This window comes from Shewanella sp. 30m-14 (genome assembly GCF_052977125.1).
Map to the genome: position 1 here is coordinate 72,176 of NZ_JBRILW010000010.1, position 23,434 is coordinate 95,609.

General features: G+C 47.3%; 7 protein-coding genes. 5 read left to right on the plus strand and 2 right to left on the minus strand.

The features are described from left to right. The first annotated feature begins 150 nt into the window (after window positions 1–150). Window positions 151–2,136 carry an alkyl/aryl-sulfatase gene (locus ACVBIU_RS09515; protein ID WP_447163618.1) on the plus strand — a complete coding sequence of 662 codons (1,986 nt, stop codon included), beginning with the start codon at window positions 151–153 and terminating at the stop codon, window positions 2,134–2,136. Between the two features lie 142 nt (window positions 2,137–2,278). Here the strand turns inward: ACVBIU_RS09515 and ACVBIU_RS09520 are convergent, their stop codons facing one another. Together ACVBIU_RS09520 and fusA are read right to left on the minus strand one after the other, a co-directional pair. Beyond that, complete coding sequence (locus tag ACVBIU_RS09520; RefSeq protein WP_447160615.1) at window positions 2,279–3,277, minus strand: 4'-phosphopantetheinyl transferase family protein; 999 nt, start codon at window positions 3,275–3,277, stop codon at window positions 2,279–2,281. A gap of 114 nt (window positions 3,278–3,391) precedes the next feature. Beyond that, the gene (gene fusA, locus ACVBIU_RS09525; protein WP_447160616.1) at window positions 3,392–5,419 is read right to left on the minus strand and encodes an elongation factor G; all 2,028 of its coding nucleotides are present in this window, start codon (window positions 5,417–5,419) and stop codon (window positions 3,392–3,394) included. Window positions 5,420–5,784: 365 nt separating this feature from the next. Here fusA and ACVBIU_RS09530 point away from each other — a divergent pair, with 365 nt between their 5' ends. From ACVBIU_RS09530 to pfaC, 4 genes are read left to right on the plus strand one after another with little or no spacing between them, the layout of a single operon-like run. Then, window positions 5,785–6,651 (plus strand): transcriptional regulator, encoded by an 867-nt coding sequence (locus ACVBIU_RS09530; protein WP_447163619.1) that lies wholly within the window; start codon window positions 5,785–5,787, stop codon window positions 6,649–6,651. Beyond that, a complete protein-coding gene (pfaA, locus tag ACVBIU_RS09535; RefSeq protein ID WP_447163620.1) occupies window positions 6,651–15,023 on the plus strand; it encodes an eicosapentaenoate synthase subunit PfaA in 8,373 nt (2,790 codons plus the stop codon). The genes ACVBIU_RS09530 and pfaA overlap by 1 nt, the downstream gene beginning before the upstream one ends. Beyond that, a complete protein-coding gene (locus ACVBIU_RS09540) occupies window positions 15,023–17,356 on the plus strand; it encodes a PfaB family protein (RefSeq protein WP_447163621.1) in 2,334 nt (777 codons plus the stop codon). Before pfaA ends, ACVBIU_RS09540 begins: the two co-directional genes overlap by 1 nt. Beyond that, on the plus strand, window positions 17,356–23,319 hold the full coding sequence (pfaC, locus tag ACVBIU_RS09545) for an eicosapentaenoate synthase subunit PfaC (RefSeq protein ID WP_447163622.1): 5,964 nt from the start codon (window positions 17,356–17,358) through the stop codon (window positions 23,317–23,319). Before ACVBIU_RS09540 ends, pfaC begins: the two co-directional genes overlap by 1 nt. Window positions 23,320–23,434: the final 115 nt, after the last annotated feature.

Genomic DNA, 23,434 nt, shown 5'->3' on the forward strand with positions numbered 1-23,434 from the left:
ATACCAAGTTCTAAGTTAGCGCTAATTATTAATCCTTCCAAGATCAATATACTGGCCTCAATCAAGCAAAAGTCTCGTTACAGCATCACAAGTTAATGGCAGCACAGAGACTTAACACTTTGAACCTATTCAATCTTAAAAGGGTATCCTATGAAACAGACACTACTTGCTATCTCAATCGTCTCTATTTTCTCGTTCAATGCTACCGCAGCCCAGCACGAACATGATCACATAACAGTGCATTATCAAGGTAAAGATGCGACTAAACACACTATCGCCCACAATCAGGCCGTAGCGGACACCCTTAATTTTACCGATACTCGCGCTTTCGAGCAGTCCTCAAAAAACCTCGTAGCCAAATTTGATAAAGCCACAGCCGACATTCTCAGAGCTGAATTTGCCTTTATCAGCGACAAGACTCCCGACTCAGTGAACCCATCACTCTATCGCCAAGCCCAGCTCAATATGGTACCGAATGGTTTATACAAGGTTAGCGATGGGATCTACCAAGTTCGCGGGACTGATTTATCGAACCTAACCCTTATTCGCAGTGACAATGGCTGGATAGCCTACGATGTCTTGCTAACTAAAGAAGCTGCAAAGGCATCACTTAAATTTGCTTTAGCTAACTTGCCTGAAGACGGCGAGCTTCCCGTGGTTGCCATGATTTACTCCCATAGCCATGCCGATCACTTTGGTGGCGCTCGTGGGGTACAAGAGATGTTTCCTAATGTCAAAGTCTACGGCTCAGATAACATCACCAAAGAGATTGTTGATGAAAACGTGCTCGCTGGTAATGCCATGAGCCGCCGAGCCGCTTACCAATATGGTGCAACACTAGGCAAGCATGATCACGGTATTGTTGACGCCGCATTAGGTAAAGGCTTATCAAAAGGTGAGATCACTTATGTGGCACCAGATTACACCTTAAATGGCGAGGGTAAGTGGGAAACACTCACTATTGATGGTCTAGAAATGGTGTTTATGGACGCATCTGGTACTGAGGCTGAATCAGAAATGATCACCTACATTCCATCAAAAAACGCACTTTGGACTGCAGAGCTGACTTACCAAGGAATGCACAATATTTACACCTTGCGTGGCGCGAAAGTACGTGACTCACTCAAATGGTCAAAAGATATTAACGAGATGATTAATGCCTTTGGTAATGATGTTGAGGTGCTGTTTGCCGCTCACTCAGCGCCGGTCTGGGGTAAACAGGAGATCAATGAATTCTTGCGCCTACAACGAGATAACTACGGATTAGTCCATAACCAAACCTTGAGATTGGCAAATGATGGCGTAGGCATTCAAGATATTGGCGATGCGATTCAAGATACAATCCCAGAGTCCATCTATAAAACTTGGCACACTAACGGCTATCACGGCACTTATAGCCATAATGCCAAAGCGGTATATAACAAGTATCTAGGCTACTTTGATATGAATCCAGCCAACCTAAATCCGCTGCCAACTCAACAAGAGTCGGCAAAGTTTGTCGAATATATGGGCGGAGCAGATGCTGCGGTTAAACGTGCTAAAAATGACTACGCTCAGGGTGAGTATCGCTTTGTCGCTACGGCACTAAATAAGGTCGTGACCGCCTATCCTGAAAACAATGAAGCGCGACAACTTCTTGCCGATTCTTACGAGCAATTAGGTTATCAGTCTGAAGGCGCAGGGTGGAGAAATATCTATCTTACTGGTGCGCAAGAGCTAAGGGTCGGCATTCAAGCAGGTGCACCTAAGACCGCATCAGCAGATGTCATTAGTGAAATGGATATGCCAACACTGTTCGACTTCCTTGCCGTTAAAATTGACAGTCAGCTCGCCGCAAAGCACGGCTTAGTTAAGATGAATATTATCACCCCAGACACTAAAGACATTCTTTACGTTGAACTTAGCAACGGCAACCTAAGTAACGCCGTTGTCGATAAGGAGCAACAAGCAGATGCCAACCTCATCGTCAACAAAGCGGATGTTAATCGCATTCTACTCGGGCAGGTAACCCTTAAAGCGCTATTAGCAAGCGGTGATGCAAAGCTGACAGGCGATAAAGAAGCCTTTGGCAAAATAGCCAGCAGCATGGTGGAGTTCAATCCTGACTTTGAGATTGTACCGACCCCAGTAAAGTAAGCGGTTAGCTCACTAGCGCAAAGCTCAGTAAGGTAAAGTTCGCTAACAAAAGTGGTTAAACATAAAACGGGGCTATTTGTTGAGGCCCCGCTTTTATTACTCAAAATCCACAAATCACTCTGCTAATATTAATCCGCTAGCATCAATCGGCTAATAGTGACTTTAAGTTAACCTCTGCCGCGTTAATGCTTGCCTGATGGCAGGGGCCAATACTCAGCGCAAAACGATAGTTAGCATCCAAGTGCCCAAGCCAGCAATGCCAATCTTTAGCAACCGTCATCTGCTGTGGCCGCGCCTTCATTTCGTCTTGCCCATCCCCATGACCTTGAGCTATCGAGAGGCAAATGCTCTGCTTAAGAGGAATGCCCTGTTTAAGGTCAATATTGTGTTTAACTGGAATGTTCTGATTAACAGGAAGATGAGCTGTATCGAGCTCACTTGTAGCAGTCTTTATTGTCGGGCTAATGCTGACTGCTCCATCAAGCTCTAATGACGTTTCAATCAAGGGCGCAAAATCGAAGGCGAAAGATTTCAGCGACAAAGCTAAACCTAAGCCTTTAGCTTTAATGTATGACTCTTTAAGTGCCCATAAGTCGAAAAAGCGCTCGCGCTGTAACGCTGTTGGTAATGCCAACAATGCAGTCTTTTCAGGCTCAGAGAAATAATGACTTAAAATCGAATGAATATTGGTACTACTGCGGCAACGCTCAATATCGACCCCAAACTCAATTGCACCAGTCTGGTTAGCATGCTCAGATCGGAAATTTGATTGAGAATTTGAGTGGGAGTTTGACTGACAGATCCCCACCAGTAGCCAGTCGCCGCTATGGCTGATATTAAAATGGATCCCGGTTTGTTTAAACTGGGCTGCACTTAGCCTAGGCTTGCCTTTATCACCATACTCAAAACACCATTCATGGGGCTTCAAGCTAGCCTGTTTGGATACTTGTCTAGATAAAAGTGCACGCAGATAGCCTCTCACCATCAAGCCTTGATCTTTAGCTTCTTGCTTGATGTAACGATTAACTTTATCGGCTTCATCTTGCGGTAGCCAAGTCTTAATTAAGGCCGCAGAGTCAGCATCGAGCGTCCCTAACCTTAACGGACAAAAATACAGTTTAATTGAAGTAAATTCAGACAAGACGAGCTCAAATGTAAACTTAGGTAGTAAGGCTATTGTGGCCTGTTTTAATTAAAAACAACAGTCACAAACTAAAATGGCACCACAATAGCCAAAACCACTGAAATCAATCTTTTAACGCATTAACGAAGACTGCACTCTATCGGGAACCACATCGTAACGGCTAAAGCTCATTGAAAACTGCCCCTCTCCTCCTGTCATAGATTTAAGCCTGGTGGAATAATCTGCAACATTTGCCAGTGGCGCTTCCACACTCACCTCGACCATGCCATTAGTTTGCGCCTGTGTACCACACACTATGCCTCTGGATGCGCTAATATCGCCAGTGATATCACCGACCTGATTCTGTTCAACGCAAATCTGCATATCTACAACTGGTTCAAGAATGACTGGCTGCGCCGATGTGACCGCCTCCATAAAAGCCCGCTTGCCCGCCATCACAAATGCGATCTCTTTTGAATCAACGCTATGGTGCTTACCATCTAATATAGTGACCTTAATATCTTGCATTGGGAAACCACCTAAGCCTCCAGCTAACATCGCTTCGCGCACCCCTTTCTCTACTGCGGGGATATATTGACTCGGTACAGAACCACCCACCACTTTACTCACAAACTCAAAGCCCGCGCCACGGGATAGAGGCTGAACCAGCAACTCCACTTCACCAAATTGGCCAGAGCCTCCCGATTGCTTCTTATGACGGTAACGATATTTGGCTTCTCCCAAAATCGTTTCGCGATAAGCAACTGCCGGTGTATCGGTATCCATATCAACGTTAAATAAGGTTTGCGCTTTTTCTAGAGCAATTTGAAGATGTAAGTCTCCTTGGCCTTTCAACACCGTTTGCCCCTCAGCGTCACTTCGACTGATCTGTAAACTCGGATCTTCTGCCACTAACTTGTTCAGCACTTCCGATATTTTTTGCTCATCGCCACGTTTTTTGGGTGATACAGCTAAACCAAAAATTGGCAGAGGCAGAACGAGCTCAGCCAAGTGCAACTCATCTTCATCGTGGCTATCATGTAAAACGGTGCCCACCTCTAACTCTTCAACTTTAGCGATTGCACAAATATCCCCAGGGATAGCCTGGCTAACCTCAATATGTTTATCACCTTGTAGCTTCGTCAGGTGAGTCACTTTAAAGGGCTTGCGGCCACGACCAAGAAACAACTTCATCCCTACGTTTATCGTGCCTTGATAGAGACGAAATACGCCCATGCGGCCAAAAAATGGGTCTATCGACACTCTAAATACATGCGCTAATACATGATCGTTGGCTGACTGGCTAACATCAATTGGCTTAGCCTCATTGGCAAAGCCCTTAAAAAATTGCGGCGGGTTCGCCTCTAACGGACTCGGCATTAATTTAACCAATACCTCAAGTAATGAACTGATCCCAATATCTCTTTCAGCGCTGGTAAAACACACTGGCACTAAATGCCCCATACGTAATGCAGTTTCTAACGGTGCATGCAGTTGCTCTGGTGTTAAAGATTCGCCCTGCTCAAGGTAGAGCTCCATTAATTGCTCATCTTCTTCAAGTACGGTATCGACCAGTTCATCTCTTGCCGATTGCGCCCCAATAAATGCGGTTTCAGTGTGATGGTCGTAATGAAGATAGCAATCAACAACGCCATCACCTGCAGTGTTAGGTAGATTAACGGGTAAGCATCGGTGGCCAAACTGAGTTTGAATACTTTGCAATAACGCCGCCAACCCCGCCTCATTGCCGTCGATATGATTGATCGCAATCAGTACCGCCTTACCTTGACTTCGGGCGGCATCAAAGGCTCTTTTCGTCACAGGTTCAATACCGACTGCCGCATGGATAACCAAGATCACCGACTCTACACCGGGTAACGGCAATAAAGCGCGTCCAAAAAAGTCAGGCAGACCGGGAGTATCGATGAGGTTGATATGGTGAGAGCTGTAATCAAGATTAAGAAAAGAGGGTTCTAAACTGTGACGGTGGGATTTTTCTTGGGCAGTGAAATCAGCATGATTTGTGCCCCTATCGACCCTGCCCTTTAATGTTATCGCTTTAGCGCGAAACAGCAACGCCTCCAATAGCGATGATTTCCCTGAACCTGTGTGTCCGAGCACCGCAAAATTGCGGATTTGCTCAGTCGTAAACGTAGCCATATTGGCCTCCTTTTATCACATTATTAAATCATTCCATATTTCATCAAGACACGTGTTTCACCTTTGTTAATTGCAAGTATAGACCTGTTAAAAAGCTTAATACTTGACCTAGATCACCCTTTAATCCACCTACTTAATTCACACAACAAAACAACAATCTAACTTACAAGTGTTCGCCGAATCTGGTCGTATCAGCAATTATTAAGTCCCAGGTGATTGTATTGCCTTATCAGCTCAGGTAGTCTGCTCTGCCATTAGCTTGAAATTATCGACGAAATTGTGATGACAGCAGACTTAGAACTGGGGTTCTAGCGCTATTTGACCATGTAGTCCCAACAGATTATTAACGGATACCCGCTAAACTGATGGCAGAAATAAATAGTGCATACTTAAAAGAAGTTAACAACAACTCGAATAAGTGTACGCAAGTTGACAACGAAACAAGGCATCGCAATGCCACTACGACTCCTGAGATGCGTCGATTCATTCAAGGATCCGATCTGGGGGTGAGTCAACTCTCAAAAATATTGAATATCAGTGAAGCCACCGTTCGTAAATGGCGCAGACGCGACTCTGTCGAAAATACCCCCAATACACCGCATCACCTCAATACCACGTTAACCCCGCTACAAGAATATGTGGTAGTAGGATTGCGTTATCAATTGAAGATGCCGCTAGACACCTTATTAAAAGCCACGCAGAAATTTATTAACCCTAATGTGTCGCGCTCTGGTTTAGCTCGGTGTTTAAAGCGCTATGGGGTCTCACGGGTCAGTGACATTACTAGCCCTAACGTGCCGATGCGTTACTTTAATCATATTCCGGTCACCCAAGGCAGCGACGTGCAAACCTATACCTTGCATTACGAAACGCTCGCTAAAACCTTAGCTCTTCCGAGCACCGACGGCGACAACGTAGTACAGGTGGTTTCACTCACCATTCCGCCAAAGCTAACACAGCAGCAACCTAGCTCTATTTTACTCGGCATCGATCCCCATAGTGATTGGATCTATCTCGACATATATCAAGATGGCAATACTCAAGCCACCAACCGTTACATGACCTATGTCCTTAAACATGGGCCATTCCATTTACGAAAGTTACTCGTGCGTAACTATCACACTTTTTTACAGCGCTTTCCTGGTGCGACGCCAAATCGCCACACCACAAAAGATAAGCCTAAAACAAACAACAAGACGCCTGATAATCAGGCATCCAGTGGAGACTCATAATGAGCCAGACCTCTAAACCTACACAATCAGCTAAAGCGACTGAGCAAGCACAAGAGTCACAAGCTGATTCACGCTTAAACAAGCGCCTTAAAGATATGCCGATTGCCATCGTTGGCATGGCGAGCATCTTTGCTAACTCTCGTTACTTAAATAAGTTCTGGGATCTTATTAGTGAAAAAATTGATGCTATCACCGAGCTACCATCGACTCACTGGCAGCCAGAAGAATATTATGATGCCAATAAGAGTACGCCAGACAAGAGTTACTGTAAGCGTGGTGGCTTCTTACCAGAAGTCGATTTCAACCCAATGGAATTTGGCCTGCCGCCAAATATCCTAGAGCTAACAGATTCTTCACAGCTACTTTCGCTTATCGTGGCGAAAGAAGTCTTGGCCGACGCCAACCTACCTGAAGGTTACGACAGAGATAAGATTGGTATCACCTTAGGTGTCGGCGGCGGTCAAAAAATTAGCCACAGCCTAACAGCGCGCCTGCAGTACCCAGTGCTAAAGAAAGTATTCGCTAGCAGTGGCATCAGTGACACTGACAGCGAAATGCTGATCAAGAAGTTCCAAGACCAATATGTGCATTGGGAAGAGAACTCATTCCCAGGCTCTCTAGGTAATGTAATTGCTGGTCGTATTGCCAACCGATTTGATTTTGGTGGCATGAACTGCGTCGTTGATGCGGCATGTGCAGGCTCACTCGCCGCGATGCGTATGGCGCTCACAGAGCTGACCGAAGGTCGCTCAGAGATGATGATCACAGGTGGTGTCTGTACCGATAACTCACCATCTATGTACATGAGCTTCTCAAAAACCCCCGCCTTTACCACTAATGAAACCATTCAGCCATTTGATATCGACTCTAAAGGCATGATGATTGGTGAAGGTATTGGTATGGTGGCGCTTAAGCGCCTTGAAGATGCCGAGCGTGATGGCGACCGGATCTATTCAGTGATCAAAGGTGTAGGCTCATCATCTGATGGTAAGTTTAAATCTATCTACGCCCCTCGTCCGTCTGGTCAAGCAAAAGCGTTAAACCGCGCTTATGATGACGCAGGTTTTGCACCGCACACACTTGGACTTATCGAAGCCCATGGTACTGGTACGGCAGCAGGCGATGCAGCAGAATTTGCCGGTCTTTGTTCAGTGTTTCGCGACGACAATGACACCAAACAGCACATTGCACTGGGCTCAGTTAAATCTCAAATTGGCCACACTAAATCAACTGCAGGTACTGCGGGGCTTATTAAAGCCGCACTTGCACTGCATCATAAAGTGCTACCGGCAACAATTAACGTTAGCCAGCCAAGTCCAAAGCTTGATATCGAGAACTCGCCGTTTTATCTAAACACTGAAACCCGTCCGTGGTTACCACGTACTGATGGTACGCCGCGCCGTGCGGGTATTAGCTCGTTTGGTTTTGGTGGCACTAACTTCCACTTTGTATTGGAAGAGTACAATAATGAGCATAAACGCGATGATAGTGAGAAGGCTAAGTACCGCCAACGCCATGTAGCTCAAAGCTTCTTAGTCAGCGCTAGCGATAAAGCGACATTGATAAAGGAGCTAAACACACTTGCAGCATCAGCAGAGCAAGCTGAATTTAACCTCAAAGATGCTGCTGCAAACTACGCCTTACGTGAGCTTGATACAACTGCGCCACGTCTTGGTTTAGTGGCAAACTCTCGCGAAGAATTAGCCAACCAAATTAAGCAAGCGATTGCAAAACTGTCATCGAGTGATGATGCCGCATGGCAGCTGCCTGGTGGCACGAGCTACCGCACAGCCGCGATTGAAGGTAAAGTCGCCGCATTATTTGCAGGCCAAGGCTCTCAGTATCTGAATATGGGCCGCGAGCTTGCCTGTTACTACCCAGAGATGCGCCAGCAGTTTGTGACTGCCGATAAAGTTTTTGCCGCCAACAACAAAACACCATTGTCGCAAACGCTATATCCAAAGCCTGTATTTAATAAAGACGACTTAACAACCCAAGAAGCGATTCTGACCAATACCGCCAATGCACAAAGTGCTATCGGCGCGATCTCTATGGGTCAGTATGAGCTGTTCACCGCTGCAGGTTTTAATGCCGATATGGTGGCGGGTCATAGTTTTGGTGAGCTAAGCGCCTTATGCGCCGCAGGTGTGATTTCAGCTGATGATTACTACAAGCTGGCTTTTGCTCGTGGTGATGCCATGGCCACTAAAGCTAAAACGAAAGACGGTCAAGATGCTGATTGTGGCGCCATGTTTGCGGTTATCCATAAAGCGGATGATTTAGGTACACTTGAAAACACAATCGCCAAGTTCGACGGCGTAAAAGTCGCTAACTACAACGCCCCAACGCAATCGGTTATAGCCGGCCCAACCGCCACCACAGCGGATGCCGCCAAAGCACTAGGCGAGCTTGGTTATAAAGCGATTAACCTACCCGTATCTGGCGCTTTCCACACCGAACTTGTTGGTCATGCTCAGGCGCCATTTGCCAAAGCGATTGATGCCGCCAAGTTTACTAAAGCGAGCCGTGCGCTTTACTCAAATGCAACTGGCGCACTTTATGACAGCACTGCAGCAAAGATTAAAACCTCGTTTAAGAAACATATGCTTCAATCGGTACGCTTTACCACTCAACTTGATGCTATGTATGAAGCGGGTGCACGCATATTTGTCGAATTTGGCCCAAAAAACATCCTGCAAAAGTTGGTACAAGGCACCCTTGCAGAGCATATGAGCGACATTTGCGCCATCTCAATTAACCCAAGCCCTAAAGGCGATAGCGACCTACAGCTAAAGCAAGCTGCAGTTCAATTAGCGGTTGCCGGTATCAAGCTTGATAATATCGACCCATACCAGGCCGATATCGCAGCGCCAGCGAAAAAGTCACCAATGAGTATTTCGCTGAACGCTGCCAACCATATCAGTAAAGCAACACGGGCTAAAATGGCTAAGTCACTAGAGACGGGCATAGTAACGTCTCAAATCGAACGTGTGATTGAGGAAAAAGTGGTTGAAGTTGAAAAGCTTGTTGAAGTCGAAAAAATTGTAGAAAAAATCGTTGAAGTTGAAAAGATTATTGAGGTTGCAGCCCCAGCGGGTGCAATGCAAGCCAATGCAGTCCAAGCCCGTTCAGTTGTAGATCCAGTTATAGATTCCGGTATAGAGAGCCAATTTGTGTCTAAAAACAGTAAGCCAGCAGCTCATAGCATTAGCGGTGATGCATTAAGTAACTTCTTTGCCGCGCAGCAGCAAACCGCTCAGCTGCATCAGCAGTTCTTGGAGATCCCGCAGCAATACGGCGAGACTTTCACAACCTTGATGACAGAGCAGACTAAACTGGCAAGTTCAGGTGTTGCGATCCCTGAGAGCCTACAGCGCTCTATGGAGCAGTTCCACCAGCTACAAGCGCAAACACTGCAAAGCCATACCCAATTCTTAGAAATGCAAGCGGGTAGCAATATTGCAGCATTGAACCTACTCAATGGCAACCAAGCAACTTATGCGCCTGTCATTCACAATGAAGCTATTCAAAGCCAAGTTGTTACTCAACCTGCAATTGAAGCTCCGGTAAACAGTGCGCCAGTGCAGCCGACTCAAGCTCCACAAGCACAGCCAGCACCTGTAACTGCACCTGCTCCGATTCAGACTACGCCGGTACAATCAGCTCCTGTTCAAACTGCGCCAGTACAAGTTGCTCGTCAAGCAGCGCCAGCTCAAGCTGCTATCGTACCGACTCATACAAGTGCTACAAGCCCAGCTGTCGCTATTAGCGCTGAATCAGCCTTGAGCTCGCAAACAGCCCTGAGCGCTGCAAAAGTGCAAAGCACTATGATGTCTGTGGTTGCCGAGAAGACAGGTTACCCAACTGAAATGCTAGAGCTTGAAATGGATATGGAAGCCGACCTAGGCATTGATTCTATCAAGCGCGTTGAGATTTTAGGTACAGTACAAGACGAGCTACCGGGTCTGCCTGAGCTTAGCCCTGAAGATCTAGCAGAGTGTCGTACCCTTGGCGAGATCGTGGCTTATATGGGCAGTAAACTGCCAGCAGAAGGCTCTGCGCTTTCAACAACTGCCGCCGCGGCGCCTCAAGTAGCTGCTGCACCAGCAGTAAACGGTCTGAGCGCTGAAACAGCCTTGAGCGCGCAAAAAGTACAGGCTACTATGATGTCAGTGGTTGCCGAGAAGACAGGTTACCCAACTGAAATGCTAGAGCTTGAAATGGATATGGAAGCCGATTTAGGCATCGATTCTATCAAGCGCGTTGAAATTCTTGGCACAGTACAAGATGAGCTACCGGGTCTGCCTGAGCTTAGCCCTGAAGATCTAGCAGAGTGTCGTACCCTTGGCGAGATCGTTAGCTATATGGGCAGTAAACTGCCAGCTGAAGGCTCTGCGCTTTCACCTACATCAGCAGCGACCGTGAGTGATAGCGCTGCGGCGGCTCTTAATATTAGCGCTGCAAAAGTGCAAAGCACTATGATGTCAGTGGTTGCCGAAAAGACGGGCTACCCAACTGAAATGCTAGAGCTTGAAATGGATATGGAAGCCGACCTAGGCATCGATTCTATCAAGCGCGTTGAAATTCTTGGCACAGTACAAGATGAGCTACCTGGTTTGCCTGAGCTTAGCCCAGAAGATCTAGCTGAGTGTCGCACCCTTGGTGAAATCGTTAGCTATATGAACTCTAAGCTTTCTACAAGTGCAGCTGAAGGCTCTGCGCTTTCATCTACACCAGCAGCGACTGTGAGTGATAGCGCCGCGGCGGCTCTTAATATTAGCGCGCAAAAAGTGCAGGCTACTATGATGTCAGTGGTTGCCGATAAAACCGGTTACCCAACTGAAATGCTAGAGCTAAGCATGGATATGGAAGCCGATTTAGGTATCGATTCGATTAAGCGCGTTGAAATTCTTGGCACAGTACAAGATGAACTACCGGGTTTGCCTGAACTTAATCCTGAAGATTTAGCAGAGTGTCGCACTCTTGGCGAAATCGTGGCTTATATGGGCAGTAAACTGCCAGCTGAGGGCTCTAGCGCTGCGGTGGTTCTTAATGTTAGTGCCGCTGAAGGCTCTGCGCTTTCATCTACACCAGCTGCAAACGGTCTAAGTGCCGACAAGGTACAGGCTACTATGATGTCTGTAGTTGCCGAGAAAACGGGTTACCCAACTGAAATGCTAGAGCTAAGCATGGATATGGAAGCTGATTTAGGTATCGATTCGATTAAGCGCGTTGAAATTCTTGGCACAGTACAAGATGAGCTACCGGGTCTGCCTGAACTTAATCCTGAAGATCTAGCTGAGTGTCGCACTCTTGGCGAAATCGTGGCTTATATGGGCAGTAAACTGCCAGCTGAGGGCTCTAGCGCTGCGGCGGTTCTTAATGTTAGTGCCGCTGAAGGCTCTGCGCTTTCATCTACACCAGCTGCAAACGGTCTAAGTGCCGACAAGGTACAGGCTACTATGATGTCAGTGGTTGCCGATAAAACCGGTTACCCAACTGAAATGCTTGAGCTAAGCATGGATATGGAAGCCGATTTAGGTATCGATTCGATTAAGCGCGTTGAAATTCTTGGCACAGTACAAGATGAGCTACCGGGTCTGCCTGAACTTAATCCTGAAGATCTAGCAGAGTGTAGAACACTGGGCGAAATCGTTAGCTATATGGGCAGTAAACTGCCAGCTGAAGGCTCTAAGCTCGCTCCAAGTGCAGCTGAGGGCTCTGCTAATACAAGTGCAGCTGAAGGCTCTGCTAAGCCAGCGCCATTGTCTGCAGAACCAAGAGTAGAACTTCCTCCTCATAGCGAGGTAGCGCTAAAAAAGCTTAATGCGGCGGACAAGCTACAAGACTGTTTCGCCGCAGATACAACCCTTGTGATCAATGATGATGGTCATAACGCGGGTGTTCTTGCAGAGAAACTAACAAAACAAGGTCTTAAAGTTGCCGTTGTGCGTCTTGCTGCTGGCCAGCCACAATCGCCACTTTCAAGCGATGTTGCCAGCTTTGAACTTGCCTCAAGCGAAGAATCTGAGCTTGAAACAAGTATTACTGCGGTTATTGCAGAGATTGAAACTCAGGTTGGCACTATTGGTGGCTTTATCCACTTACAACCTGAAGCCAATGCCACTGAGCAAACAGCAGTCAATCTAGATGCGCAAAGCTTTACTCACGTTAGCAATGCGTTCTTGTGGGCAAAACTGTTGCAACCAAAGCTAGTACAAACACCGCTTGTAGATGCAAAAGCTGACGCTCGTCGCTGTTTCATTACCGTCAGTCGTATCGACGGTGGCTTTGGTTACTTAAATACCGATGCACTAAAAGATGCCGAACTTAACCAAGCTGCACTAGCAGGCTTAACTAAAACCTTAAGCCATGAATGGCCACAGGTTTTCTGTCGTGCGCTGGACATTGCAACAGATGTTGATGCAACACACTTTGCTGATGCCATTACTAGTGAACTATTTGATAGCCAAGTTCAGCTGCCAGAAGTAGGGTTAAGCTTAGTTGAAGGTCAAATTAACCGCGTAACACTCATTGCCGGTGAAGCCTGCAATAAAACCGCTCCAGCCGAGCTAAACAGTACAGATAAAATACTGGTGACCGGTGGCGCAAAAGGTGTGACATTTGAATGCGCGCTGGCATTAGCCGCTCGCACTCAATCACACTTTATTTTAGCTGGCCGTAGCGAATTACAAGCATTGCCAAGCTGGGCTGAAGGTAAGCAAACTAGCGAGCTAAAGTCAGCGGCGATTGCGCATATTATCTCAACAGGTCAAAAGCCAACGCCAAAGCAAGTTGAAGCGGCTGTTTGGCCAGTACAAAGCAGCATTGAGATCAACGCTGCCCTAACCGCCTTTAGCAACGTTGGCGCTTCAGCTGAATATGTCAGCATGGACGTGACCGACAGCGCGGCAATCACAGCAGCGCTAAAAGGTCGCTCAAGTGAAATCACGGGTCTGATTCACGGCGCGGGCGTGTTAGCTGACAAACACATTCAAGATAAAACCCTTGCTGAACTTGCACGCGTTTATGGCACTAAGGTCAATGGCCTTAAAGCACTACTTGCTGCACTTGAGCCAAGCAAGATCAAACTGTTAGCTATGTTCTCATCTGCAGCGGGGTTCTACGGTAACACTGGGCAAAGCGATTATGCGATGTCGAACGATATTCTCAATAAGGCGGCATTGCAGTTCACTGCTCGCAACCCTCAAGCTAAAGTCATGAGCTTTAACTGGGGCCCTTGGGATGGCGGTATGGTTAATCCTGCACTGAAGAAGATGTTTACCGACCGTGGTGTGTACGTTATTCCACTTAAAGCGGGCGCTGAATTATTTGCGACTCAGCTATTAGGTGAAACCGGCGTGCAATTGCTAATTGGTACGTCAATGCAAGGCAAAAGCGACACAAAAGCAACTGAGGCTGCTTCTGTAAAAAAGCTTAATGCGGATGAGGTGCTAACAACATCGCATCCGCGTGCTGATGCACAAAATTCACCACTGCAAGCTTTCACCGCAACGCGCCTACTAACCCCAAGTGCGATGGCCTTCATTGAAGATCACCGCATTGGCGGTAACAGTGTGCTGCCAACGGTATGTGCTATCGACTGGATGCGAGAAGTGGCAAGCGACATGCTTGGCGCTCAAGTTAAGGTACTTGATTACAAGCTATTAAAAGGCATTGTATTTGAGACTGATGCGGCGCAAGAGCTAACCCTTGAGCTAACCCCTACAAGCTCTGACCCTGCAACGCTGCAAGCATTGATCAGCTGCAATGGTCGTCCGCAATATAAGGCGACGCTTGTCAGTGACCAAATAAGTAACAAGCTCAGTGAGCGCACTAGCAAGCAATTTAACTTAGGTGCCACTCAAGTGATCACCACGGCTAAAGAGCTTTATAGCAACGGGACTCTGTTTCATGGTCCACGCCTGCAGGGCATCGAGTCTGTTGTTCGTTTTGACGAGCAAGGCTTAATCGCAAAGGTTGCCTTACCAGCAGTAAACCTCGCTGATTGTGGCGAGTTTTTACCGCAAAATCATCTGGGTGGTAGCCAGCCTTTTGCCGAAGATCTACTGCTGCAAGCCATGCTCGTTTGGGCACGACTTAAAACCGGATCGGCAAGTCTGCCTTCGGCAATTGGCGAGTTTGTTTCCTACCAGCCTATGGCCTTTGGTGAAACAGGTGTGATTGAGCTTGAAGTGATTAAACACAACACGCGCTCACTTGAAGCCAATGTGATGCTATACCATGACAATGGCGAGTTAAGTGCCATGTTCAAGTCAGCTAAAATCACCATTAGCAAAAGCTTGAACTCAGCGTTTTTGCCTGCTGCGCTAACAAACAAAACGTTAGCAACTGACAGTGAGGCGACATAGTGGAACAAACGCCTAAAGCAAGTGTGATGCCGCTGCGCATCGCACTGATTTTGCTGCCTGCGCCACAAATGAGTGCTGATAACTTATCAGCACTCTTGCCTGAGTTAAGCGCAACTAACATCTTGAGCCAATCGAGTGAATTTGAACTGGTCAAGCTTCTGGTCGATAACGCAACTGAACACTCAAGTGACAGCTTTGATAAGCTGCTAAATACCAGTATTAACGCGATAAATGCCGGTAAATGGGTACAGCTAGCAACTGCTAAGCAATCTCTGTTGATGCTACCGGCCCTTAAAGCTGCCCAGTTGCGCTTGCACCCACATGCTGTGCTAAGTGCGATGCAGCAACTTACTGATATAACTTCAGATATGAGTTCTGGTACCAGAGCTGCGAGTACAACTGAGCGCACCGATACCATTAATGACGTTCTACGCGCGGCTTTTTCCCAGGCAAAACGTGAGCTCAATAGTGACTGTCATATTGAGTCTTACAGCGAGCTCAGCAGCCGCGAACAATTTTCGAAGGTGTATCAACTGATTGAAAAGTTGGCGACTCGCACCCATTACCGAGAAGCAACCAACCAAGGTGTGGCGTTAACCTCCAAACAGGCTAAGAGTCATTTTTGGTTTAGCGGTTTTCATCAAGCGCGGGTTGCAGCAATTAGCTTTACTCATGGCTTAAGCAGTGCCCTTAACTGCACCAGTTATGTGTTAACACAAGGCACAGGCTTTATTGCACCTAAGTCGTTACTGAACGCCAATAGATTGATGTTTATCTTAGCGGGTCACACTCAAACCGAGCTAAAAGCTGAGTTAGATAAGCTAAGTAATGCGTTAAAGCCAATTAGCAGCGCACAGGCGCTAGCCTCGAACATGAGTACGGATGCTAGCCAACTTGCGCTATTAAGTTTAATGCAAGATAACTTGCAGCACGCCAGCAACTATCTTGAACAGAACCTTGAACAGAACCAGCGACAAAATCAGCAAGCAGCCTATCAAGCGGTGATCCAGGCGAGTTCGATTGATAGCTTACAGCAAGAGCTAAGCGCATTTGATGATGCCTTAGCCAAACAGTTTGAGATCTCGAAAGCACCTGAGCAGCTGCTGCAATATAAAACCCCAGCGGGGAGTTACTTTACCAGTACCCCTTTAGGTTGCACGGAGCAATCAGGTTTAGCCTTTGTCTACCCAGGCGTTGGTACGGTTTACGCCGATATGCTTAGCGAGCTCCATCAGTACTTTCCAGCGCTTTATGCTCGCCTTGAACGTGAAGGTGACCTTAAGTCGATGTTGCAAGCCGATAGCATCTATCACTTAGATCCTAACGTTGCTCCAGCAATGGATCTTGGCTCGCTGGCCATCGCCGGTGTCGGTAGCAGTTACCTATTAACTCAACTGCTCGTCGATGAGTTTAAGGTTCAGCCTAACTTTGCGCTAGGCTACTCTATGGGTGAAGCCTCTATGTGGGCGAGCCTTGGTGTTTGGACAAAGCCCCATGAACTGATCAGCAAAACTCAAACCGATCCCCTGTTTACTTCAGCGATATCAGGCGAGCTAACGGCAGTCAGACGCGCTTGGCAGCTAAAAGAGCAAGACGCTGATATTGTTTGGAATAGCTTTGTGGTAAGAAGCGAAGCGGCGCCAATTCAGGCCTTACTCGGTCATTACCCTCACGCATACCTAGCCATCATTCAGGGTGATACGTGCGTTATCGCAGGTTGTGAGCAGCAATGCAAAGCGTTACTGGCTGCATTAGGCAAACGTGGCATTGCAGCTAATCGCGTCACGGCAATGCATACCCCACCAGCTATGGAAGAGCATGCTAACGTGACGCGCTTTTACACTGAGCCGCTTAATGATGAACTGCCGTCGGCAATTCAATTTATCAGCGCAGCCAATCTAATTGGCAGCACAGATAAGCCTGTTAATTCACAGCCACTCACCAGTGAAATGCTTGCTCAGTCGATTGCAGACACTTTCTGCCATACCTTAGACTTTACTGCACTTATCCATAGCGCTCAGCGCCAAGGCGCTAAGTTATTTGTTGAGATGGGGGCTGACAGGCAAAACTGTACTCTGATAGATAAAATTGCCAAGCAAGATAGCAAGAGCGCGCAGCAGCCATGCTGCACTGTGCCAATGAATGCCAAAGGCAGCAGCGATGTAACCAGTTTACTTAAAGCGCTCGGGCAATTGATAAGCCATAAAGTGCCGCTATCTTTGCAACCATTTATCGATGGACTTCAACGAGAGCTGGCTCTATGCCAGTTACAAGCTAATCAGGTAGACCAAATTAGCTCTCAAGAAAATCATTTACTTAAAGGGGAAGTCTAATGTCTTTAACAGACAACACTTCTAACCACCCAGTATCAAATAGCTCGGAGCAGCGCACGAGCAAGCAGAGCAAAATTGCCATTATCGGCTTAGCGACACTTTATCCCGACGCCAAGAGTCCTGAAGAGTTTTGGCAGAACTTACTGGATAAACGCGACTCTCGCACCACATTAACGGATGAAAAGCTCGGGGCAAACAGCTGCGACTACCAAGGCGTTCAAGGACAATCAGACCGTTTTTATTGCGATAAAGGCGGCTACATTGACAATTTTAACTTTGATGCCCGTGGCTACAAACTCCCCGAACAAAGCTTACACGGCTTAGATGATAGTTTTCTGTGGGCGCTCGATACCAGTCGCAAAGCCTTACACGATGCAGGGATCAGCCTAGACGATACCAACCTCGCCCGCACAGGTGTGGTGATGGGCGCATTATCATTTCCGACTACCCGTTCAAACGACCTATTTCTGCCGATTTATCACAGTGCAGTTGAAAAGGCGCTACAAGATAAGTTGGGCTGCAAAGGGTTTAAACTCAATCCGACCAATGCCCATAGCCAGCGCGCAGCAAGCGAGAAAAGTCTCTATGCTGCTAACGGCGCAATTGCCCATAACAGCTCAAAATTAGTTGCCGATGCACTCGGTCTTGGCGGCGTACAACTGAGCCTTGATGCCGCCTGCGCAAGCTCTGTTTATTCACTAAAGCTCGCCTGTGACTACTTAAGCACTGGTAAAGCAGACATCATGCTCGCGGGCGCAGTATCGGGTGCCGATCCCTTCTTTATCAACATGGGGTTCTCTATCTTTCACGCCTATCCAGATCATGGTGTGTCAGTACCGTTTGATGCTAGCAGTAAAGGCCTGTTTGCCGGTGAAGGCGCTGGCGTACTGGTACTTAAGCGTCTTGAGGATGCTGAACGTGATAACGATAAAATTTATGCCGTTGTCAGTGGCGTCGGTTTATCAAACGACGGCAAAGGTCAGTTTGTATTAAGCCCAAATCCAAAAGGTCAGGTAAAAGCATTTGAACGTGCTTACGCCGCCAGCGATATAGCGCCTAAAGATATCGAAGTGATTGAATGTCACGCAACCGGTACGCCACTGGGTGACAAAATTGAGCTGACCTCAATGGAAACCTTCTTTGAAGATAAGCTAGAGGGCAGCGACGCGCCGTTAATAGGCTCAGCTAAATCTAACTTAGGCCACCTGCTTACTGCAGCCGGAATGCCGGGGATCATGAAGATGATCTTCGCCATGAAAGAGGGCTTTTTACCGCCGAGCATCAACATTAGTGATGCCATCTCTTCACCGAAAAAACTGTTTGGAAAACCTACTCTACCTAGCATGGTACAGGGCTGGCCAGATAAACCATCGAATAATCATTTTGGTGTGAGAACCCGTCACGCGGGGGTGTCGGTATTTGGCTTTGGTGGCTGTAATGCGCACCTTTTGCTTGAGTCATATAACGGCAAAGGCACTGTTGTAACACAAGCAGAGCAAGCAACTCAGCCTACTAAGCCCGCTCGTCAAGCTCAGCCGCTAAAAGTGGTTGGCCTTGCCTCGCACTTTGGTCCGCTCAGTAGCATCAATGCGTTAAACAATGCGGTGACCCAAAACGGTAACGGCTTTATCAAGCTACCGAAAAAACGCTGGAAGGGCCTTGAAAAGCACAATGAACTTTTAGCTGAATTTGGCTTAGCATCGGCGCCTAAAGGCGCTTATGTCGATAACTTCGAGTTAGACTTCTTACGCTTTAAACTGCCACCAAATGAAGATGACCGTCTGATTTCACAGCAGCTTATGCTGATGCGTGTCACAGACGAAGCCATTCGTGATGCCAAGCTTAAGCCAGGGCAAAAAGTTGCGGTATTAGTGGCAATGGAAACCGAGCTTGAGCTGCACCAGTTCCGTGGCCGCGTAAATCTGCATACCCAACTGCAAGAAAGCCTTGCCGCTATGGGCGTCGATTTAAGTGATGATGAATACCAAGCACTTGAAGCGATTGCCATGGACAGTGTTCTTGATGCAGCAAAGCTGAATCAGTACACCAGCTTTATTGGTAATATCATGGCGTCACGTGTGGCATCATTATGGGACTTTAATGGCCCAGCCTTTACCATTTCTGCTGCAGAGCAGTCAGTTAGCCGCTGTATCGATGTTGCGCAAAACTTGATCATGGAAGATAACCTCGATGCTGTGGTCATTGCCGCCGTCGATCTATCGGGTAGCTTTGAGCAAGTGATTTTGAAAAATGCCATTGCTCCGGTTGCCCTTGAACCTAACCTTAGCCCAACCTCTACAACGTGGAATGTGGGTGAAGGTGCTGGCGCAGTGGTGTTAGTTAAAGATCAAAGTACATCTGGCAGCTCATATGGCCAAATTGATGCACTTGAATTTGCTAAAACGGCTGAAGCGGCTTTGGTCACCGACAAGTTACTCAGCCAAACCGCTATCGATTTTAATGCGATTAAAGTGATTGAAACTATGGCCGCGCCAGCGAGCCAAATTCAATTAGCGCTGAGTGCTGCTTCACAAGTGACTCATACTGCTGCCGAGCAACGTATTGGTCACTGTTTTGCTGCAGCGGGCATGGCAAGTCTATTACATGGCTTACTAAACTTAAATAAACACCCTCTAAAGCAACACTCTGTAGCCAAAGCAGGTAGCGTTAATTGCGCGCTGATCAATAACATCAGCGAGAATCAACTATCACAGTTATTGATTAGCCAAACGGCCAGCGAGCAACACGCATTAACCGAGCGTTTAAGCAGTGAGCTTAAATCTGATGCTAAACACCAACTAGTTAAGCAAGTCACCTTAGGTGGCCGCGATATCTACCAGCATATTATCGATACGCCGCTTGCAAGCCTTGAAACGATTACGCAAAAGTTGGCGCAGGCGACAGCATCGACCGTGGTAAACAAAGTTAAACCGATTAAGGCAGCTGACTCAGTCGAAACGGCTGACTTAGTAAAGCCACAAATAACAATTGCAGCACAACAGACTGCAAACATTGGCGTCACCGCTCAGGCACCCAAACGTGAATTAGGTACCCCACCAATGACAACGAATACAATAAGCAATACAACAGACAAGACTCTCGATATTGCCCCTGGCGACCTGGCCAGTTTTCAACAGAATCAACAGTTAACTCTGCAAGCTCACCAAGCATTTTTACAAAGCCGCAATGCGGGTATGAAGGTAGCTGATGCGCTGCTAAAACAGCAGTTAGCTCAAGTGACAGGTCAGGTAGCAGAAGCTGTGACAACACTAGCACCAGCTCAAGTTGCCGCTTTTCAACAATTCGATACACCTGCAGCTGTTGTTGCTCAAGCGGCAGAGGTTGCAGCATTAGTGCCCGATCACGCTAACGTGCCGCCATATTCTCCGCCAGTACCTGCACTTAAGCCATGCATCTGGAGCTACGCTGATTTAGTCGAGTATGCAGAAGGTGATATCGCCAAGGTGTTTGGCAGTGATTACGCTATCATCGATAGTTACTCACGCCGCGTACGCCTACCAACCACAGACTACCTACTGGTATCACGTGTAACCAAACTCAATGCGACTATGAATGAGTTTAAGCCGTGTTCAATGACCACCGAGTACGACATCCCAGTTGATGCTCCGTATCTTGTAGATGGCCAAATTCCGTGGGCAGTCGCGGTTGAATCAGGTCAGTGCGACTTGATGCTAATTAGCTACTTAGGCATCGACTTTGAGAACAAGGGCGAGCGCGTTTATCGTTTACTTGATTGCACCCTCACCTTCTTAGGCGATCTGCCTCGTGGCGGCGACACACTGCGTTACGACATTAAGATCAACAACTATGCTCGCAATGGCGACACCTTGCTGTTTTTCTTCTCATACGAGTGTTTTGTTGGCGACAAGATGATTTTGAAGATGGACGGCGGCTGCGCTGGCTTCTTTACCGACGAAGAGCTTGCTGACGGTAAAGGGGTGATTCGCACCGAAGATGAGATAAAAGCCCGCAGTCTTGTGGTTAAGCAACGCTTTAATCCGTTATTAGATTGCCCTAAAACGCAATTTAATTATGGCGAAATACATAAGCTGTTAACTGCGGATATTGAAGGCTGTTTTGGCCCAACTCATCAAGGCGCTCATCAACCATCACTGTGTTTTGCTTCTGAAAAGTTTTTGATGATAGAACAAGTCAGCAAGATTGATCGCACTGGCGGCACTTGGGGGCTTGGCTTAATCGAAGGTCATAAACAACTGGAAGCAGACCACTGGTATTTCCCGTGTCACTTTAAGGGCGATCAGGTGATGGCAGGCTCGCTCATGGCCGAAGGTTGTGGTCAATTGCTGCAGTTCTATATGCTGCACCTTGGTATGCACACCCAAACTAAAAATGGTCGTTTCCAACCATTAGAGAACGCCTCACAGCAAGTTCGCTGCCGCGGCCAAGTGCTGCCGCAATCTGGCGAATTAACTTACCGTATGGAAGTGACTGAAATAGGCTTTAGCCCTCGCCCTTATGCAAAAGCTAACATCGATATCTTGCTCAACGGCAAAGCGGTGGTAGATTTCCAAAATCTAGGTGTGATGATCCGCGAGGAAGATGAGTGCACTCGTTACCCAACTTTTGCTAACGTCACTGCTATTGAAAACACTCAAGCGCCTGCGGCTAGTAAAGAGTCTGAGCCTTCAGCGTCTCTTAACAAAAAGTCATACCAGCCTGCATCAGCAAACGCTCCGTTAATGGCGCAAATTCCTGATCTGAGCAAAGAGCCAAACAAGGGCGTGATTCCTATCTCGCACGTTGAAGCGCCCATTACCCCAGATTACCCGAATCGTGTACCCGATACCGTGCCGTTCACGCCGTATCACATGTTTGAGTTCGCCACAGGTAACATCGAAAACTGTTTCGGGCCTGAGTTCTCAATCTATCGCGGTATGATCCCGCCACGTACGCCATGTGGCGACCTGCAGGTCACCACTCGCGTCATTGAAGTTAACGGCAAGCGCGGCGAATTTAAAAAACCATCATCGTGTATCGCTGAGTATGAAGTACCTGCTGATGCATGGTATTTCGACAAAAATAGTCACCAGGCTGTAATGCCTTACTCTATTTTAATGGAAATATCACTGCAGCCTAACGGCTTTATCTCAGGTTACATGGGCACAACCCTTGGTTTTCCGGGCCTTGAGCTATTCTTCCGTAACTTAGACGGCAGCGGTGAGCTACTGCGTGATGTTGATTTGCGCGGCAAAACCATTCGTAACGACTCACGTTTGTTATCAACGGTGATGGCGGGCACAAACATCATTCAGAGCTTTAGCTTTGAGCTCAGCGTTGATAATGAGCCTTTCTATCGCGGTACTGCGGTATTTGGATATTTTAAAGGTGACGCCCTTAAAGATCAGTTAGGTCTAGATAACGGTAAAGTCACTCAACCTTGGCATGTGGCTAACGGCGTTGCAGCAAGTGATAAGATCAACCTGCTCGACAAAGGCTGTCGTCACTTTAACCCACCTGTAGGCAAGCCTCATTATCGCCTTGCAGGCGGACAGCTTAACTTTATCGACAGCGTTGAAATTGTCGATAATGGTGGCACCGAAGGCTTAGGTTATCTCTACGCTGAGCGCACTATCGATCCAAGTGATTGGTTCTTCCAATTCCACTTCCACCAAGATCCAGTCATGCCTGGCTCGTTAGGTGTCGAAGCGATTATCGAAACCATGCAGACATATGCTATTAGTAAAGACTTAGGCGCTGGCTTTAAAAACCCTAAGTTTGGCCAGATTTTATCGAACATCAAGTGGAAGTATCGCGGTCAGATCAATCCGCTCAACAAACAGATGTCGATGGATGTGAGTATCACCTCGGTTAAAGATGAAAATGGTAAGAAGGTGATCACCGGTAATGCCAGCTTAAGTAAAGATGGATTGCGTATTTACGAAGTGTTTGATATAGCCATCTGCATCGAAGAATCTCTATAAACCGGAGTGAGTGACTGGCTATTTTACTCAATTTCTGTGTCAAAAGTGCTCACCTATATTCATAGGCTGCGCGCTTTTTTCTGGAAATTGAGCAAAAGTATCTGCGTCCTAACTC

Bases quoted from the DNA above. Each gene is read 5' to 3' on its own strand.
- pfaA (WP_447163620.1), top strand. From the start codon at position 6,651: ATGAGCCAGACCTCTAAACCTACACAATCAGCTAAAGCGACTGAGCAA.
- ACVBIU_RS09530 (WP_447163619.1), top strand. From the start codon at position 5,785: ATGGCAGAAATAAATAGTGCATACTTAAAAGAAGTTAACAACAACTCG.
- pfaC (WP_447163622.1), top strand. From the start codon at position 17,356: ATGTCTTTAACAGACAACACTTCTAACCACCCAGTATCAAATAGCTCG.
- ACVBIU_RS09515 (WP_447163618.1), top strand. From the start codon at position 151: ATGAAACAGACACTACTTGCTATCTCAATCGTCTCTATTTTCTCGTTC.
- fusA (WP_447160616.1), bottom strand. From the start codon at position 5,419: ATGGCTACGTTTACGACTGAGCAAATCCGCAATTTTGCGGTGCTCGGA.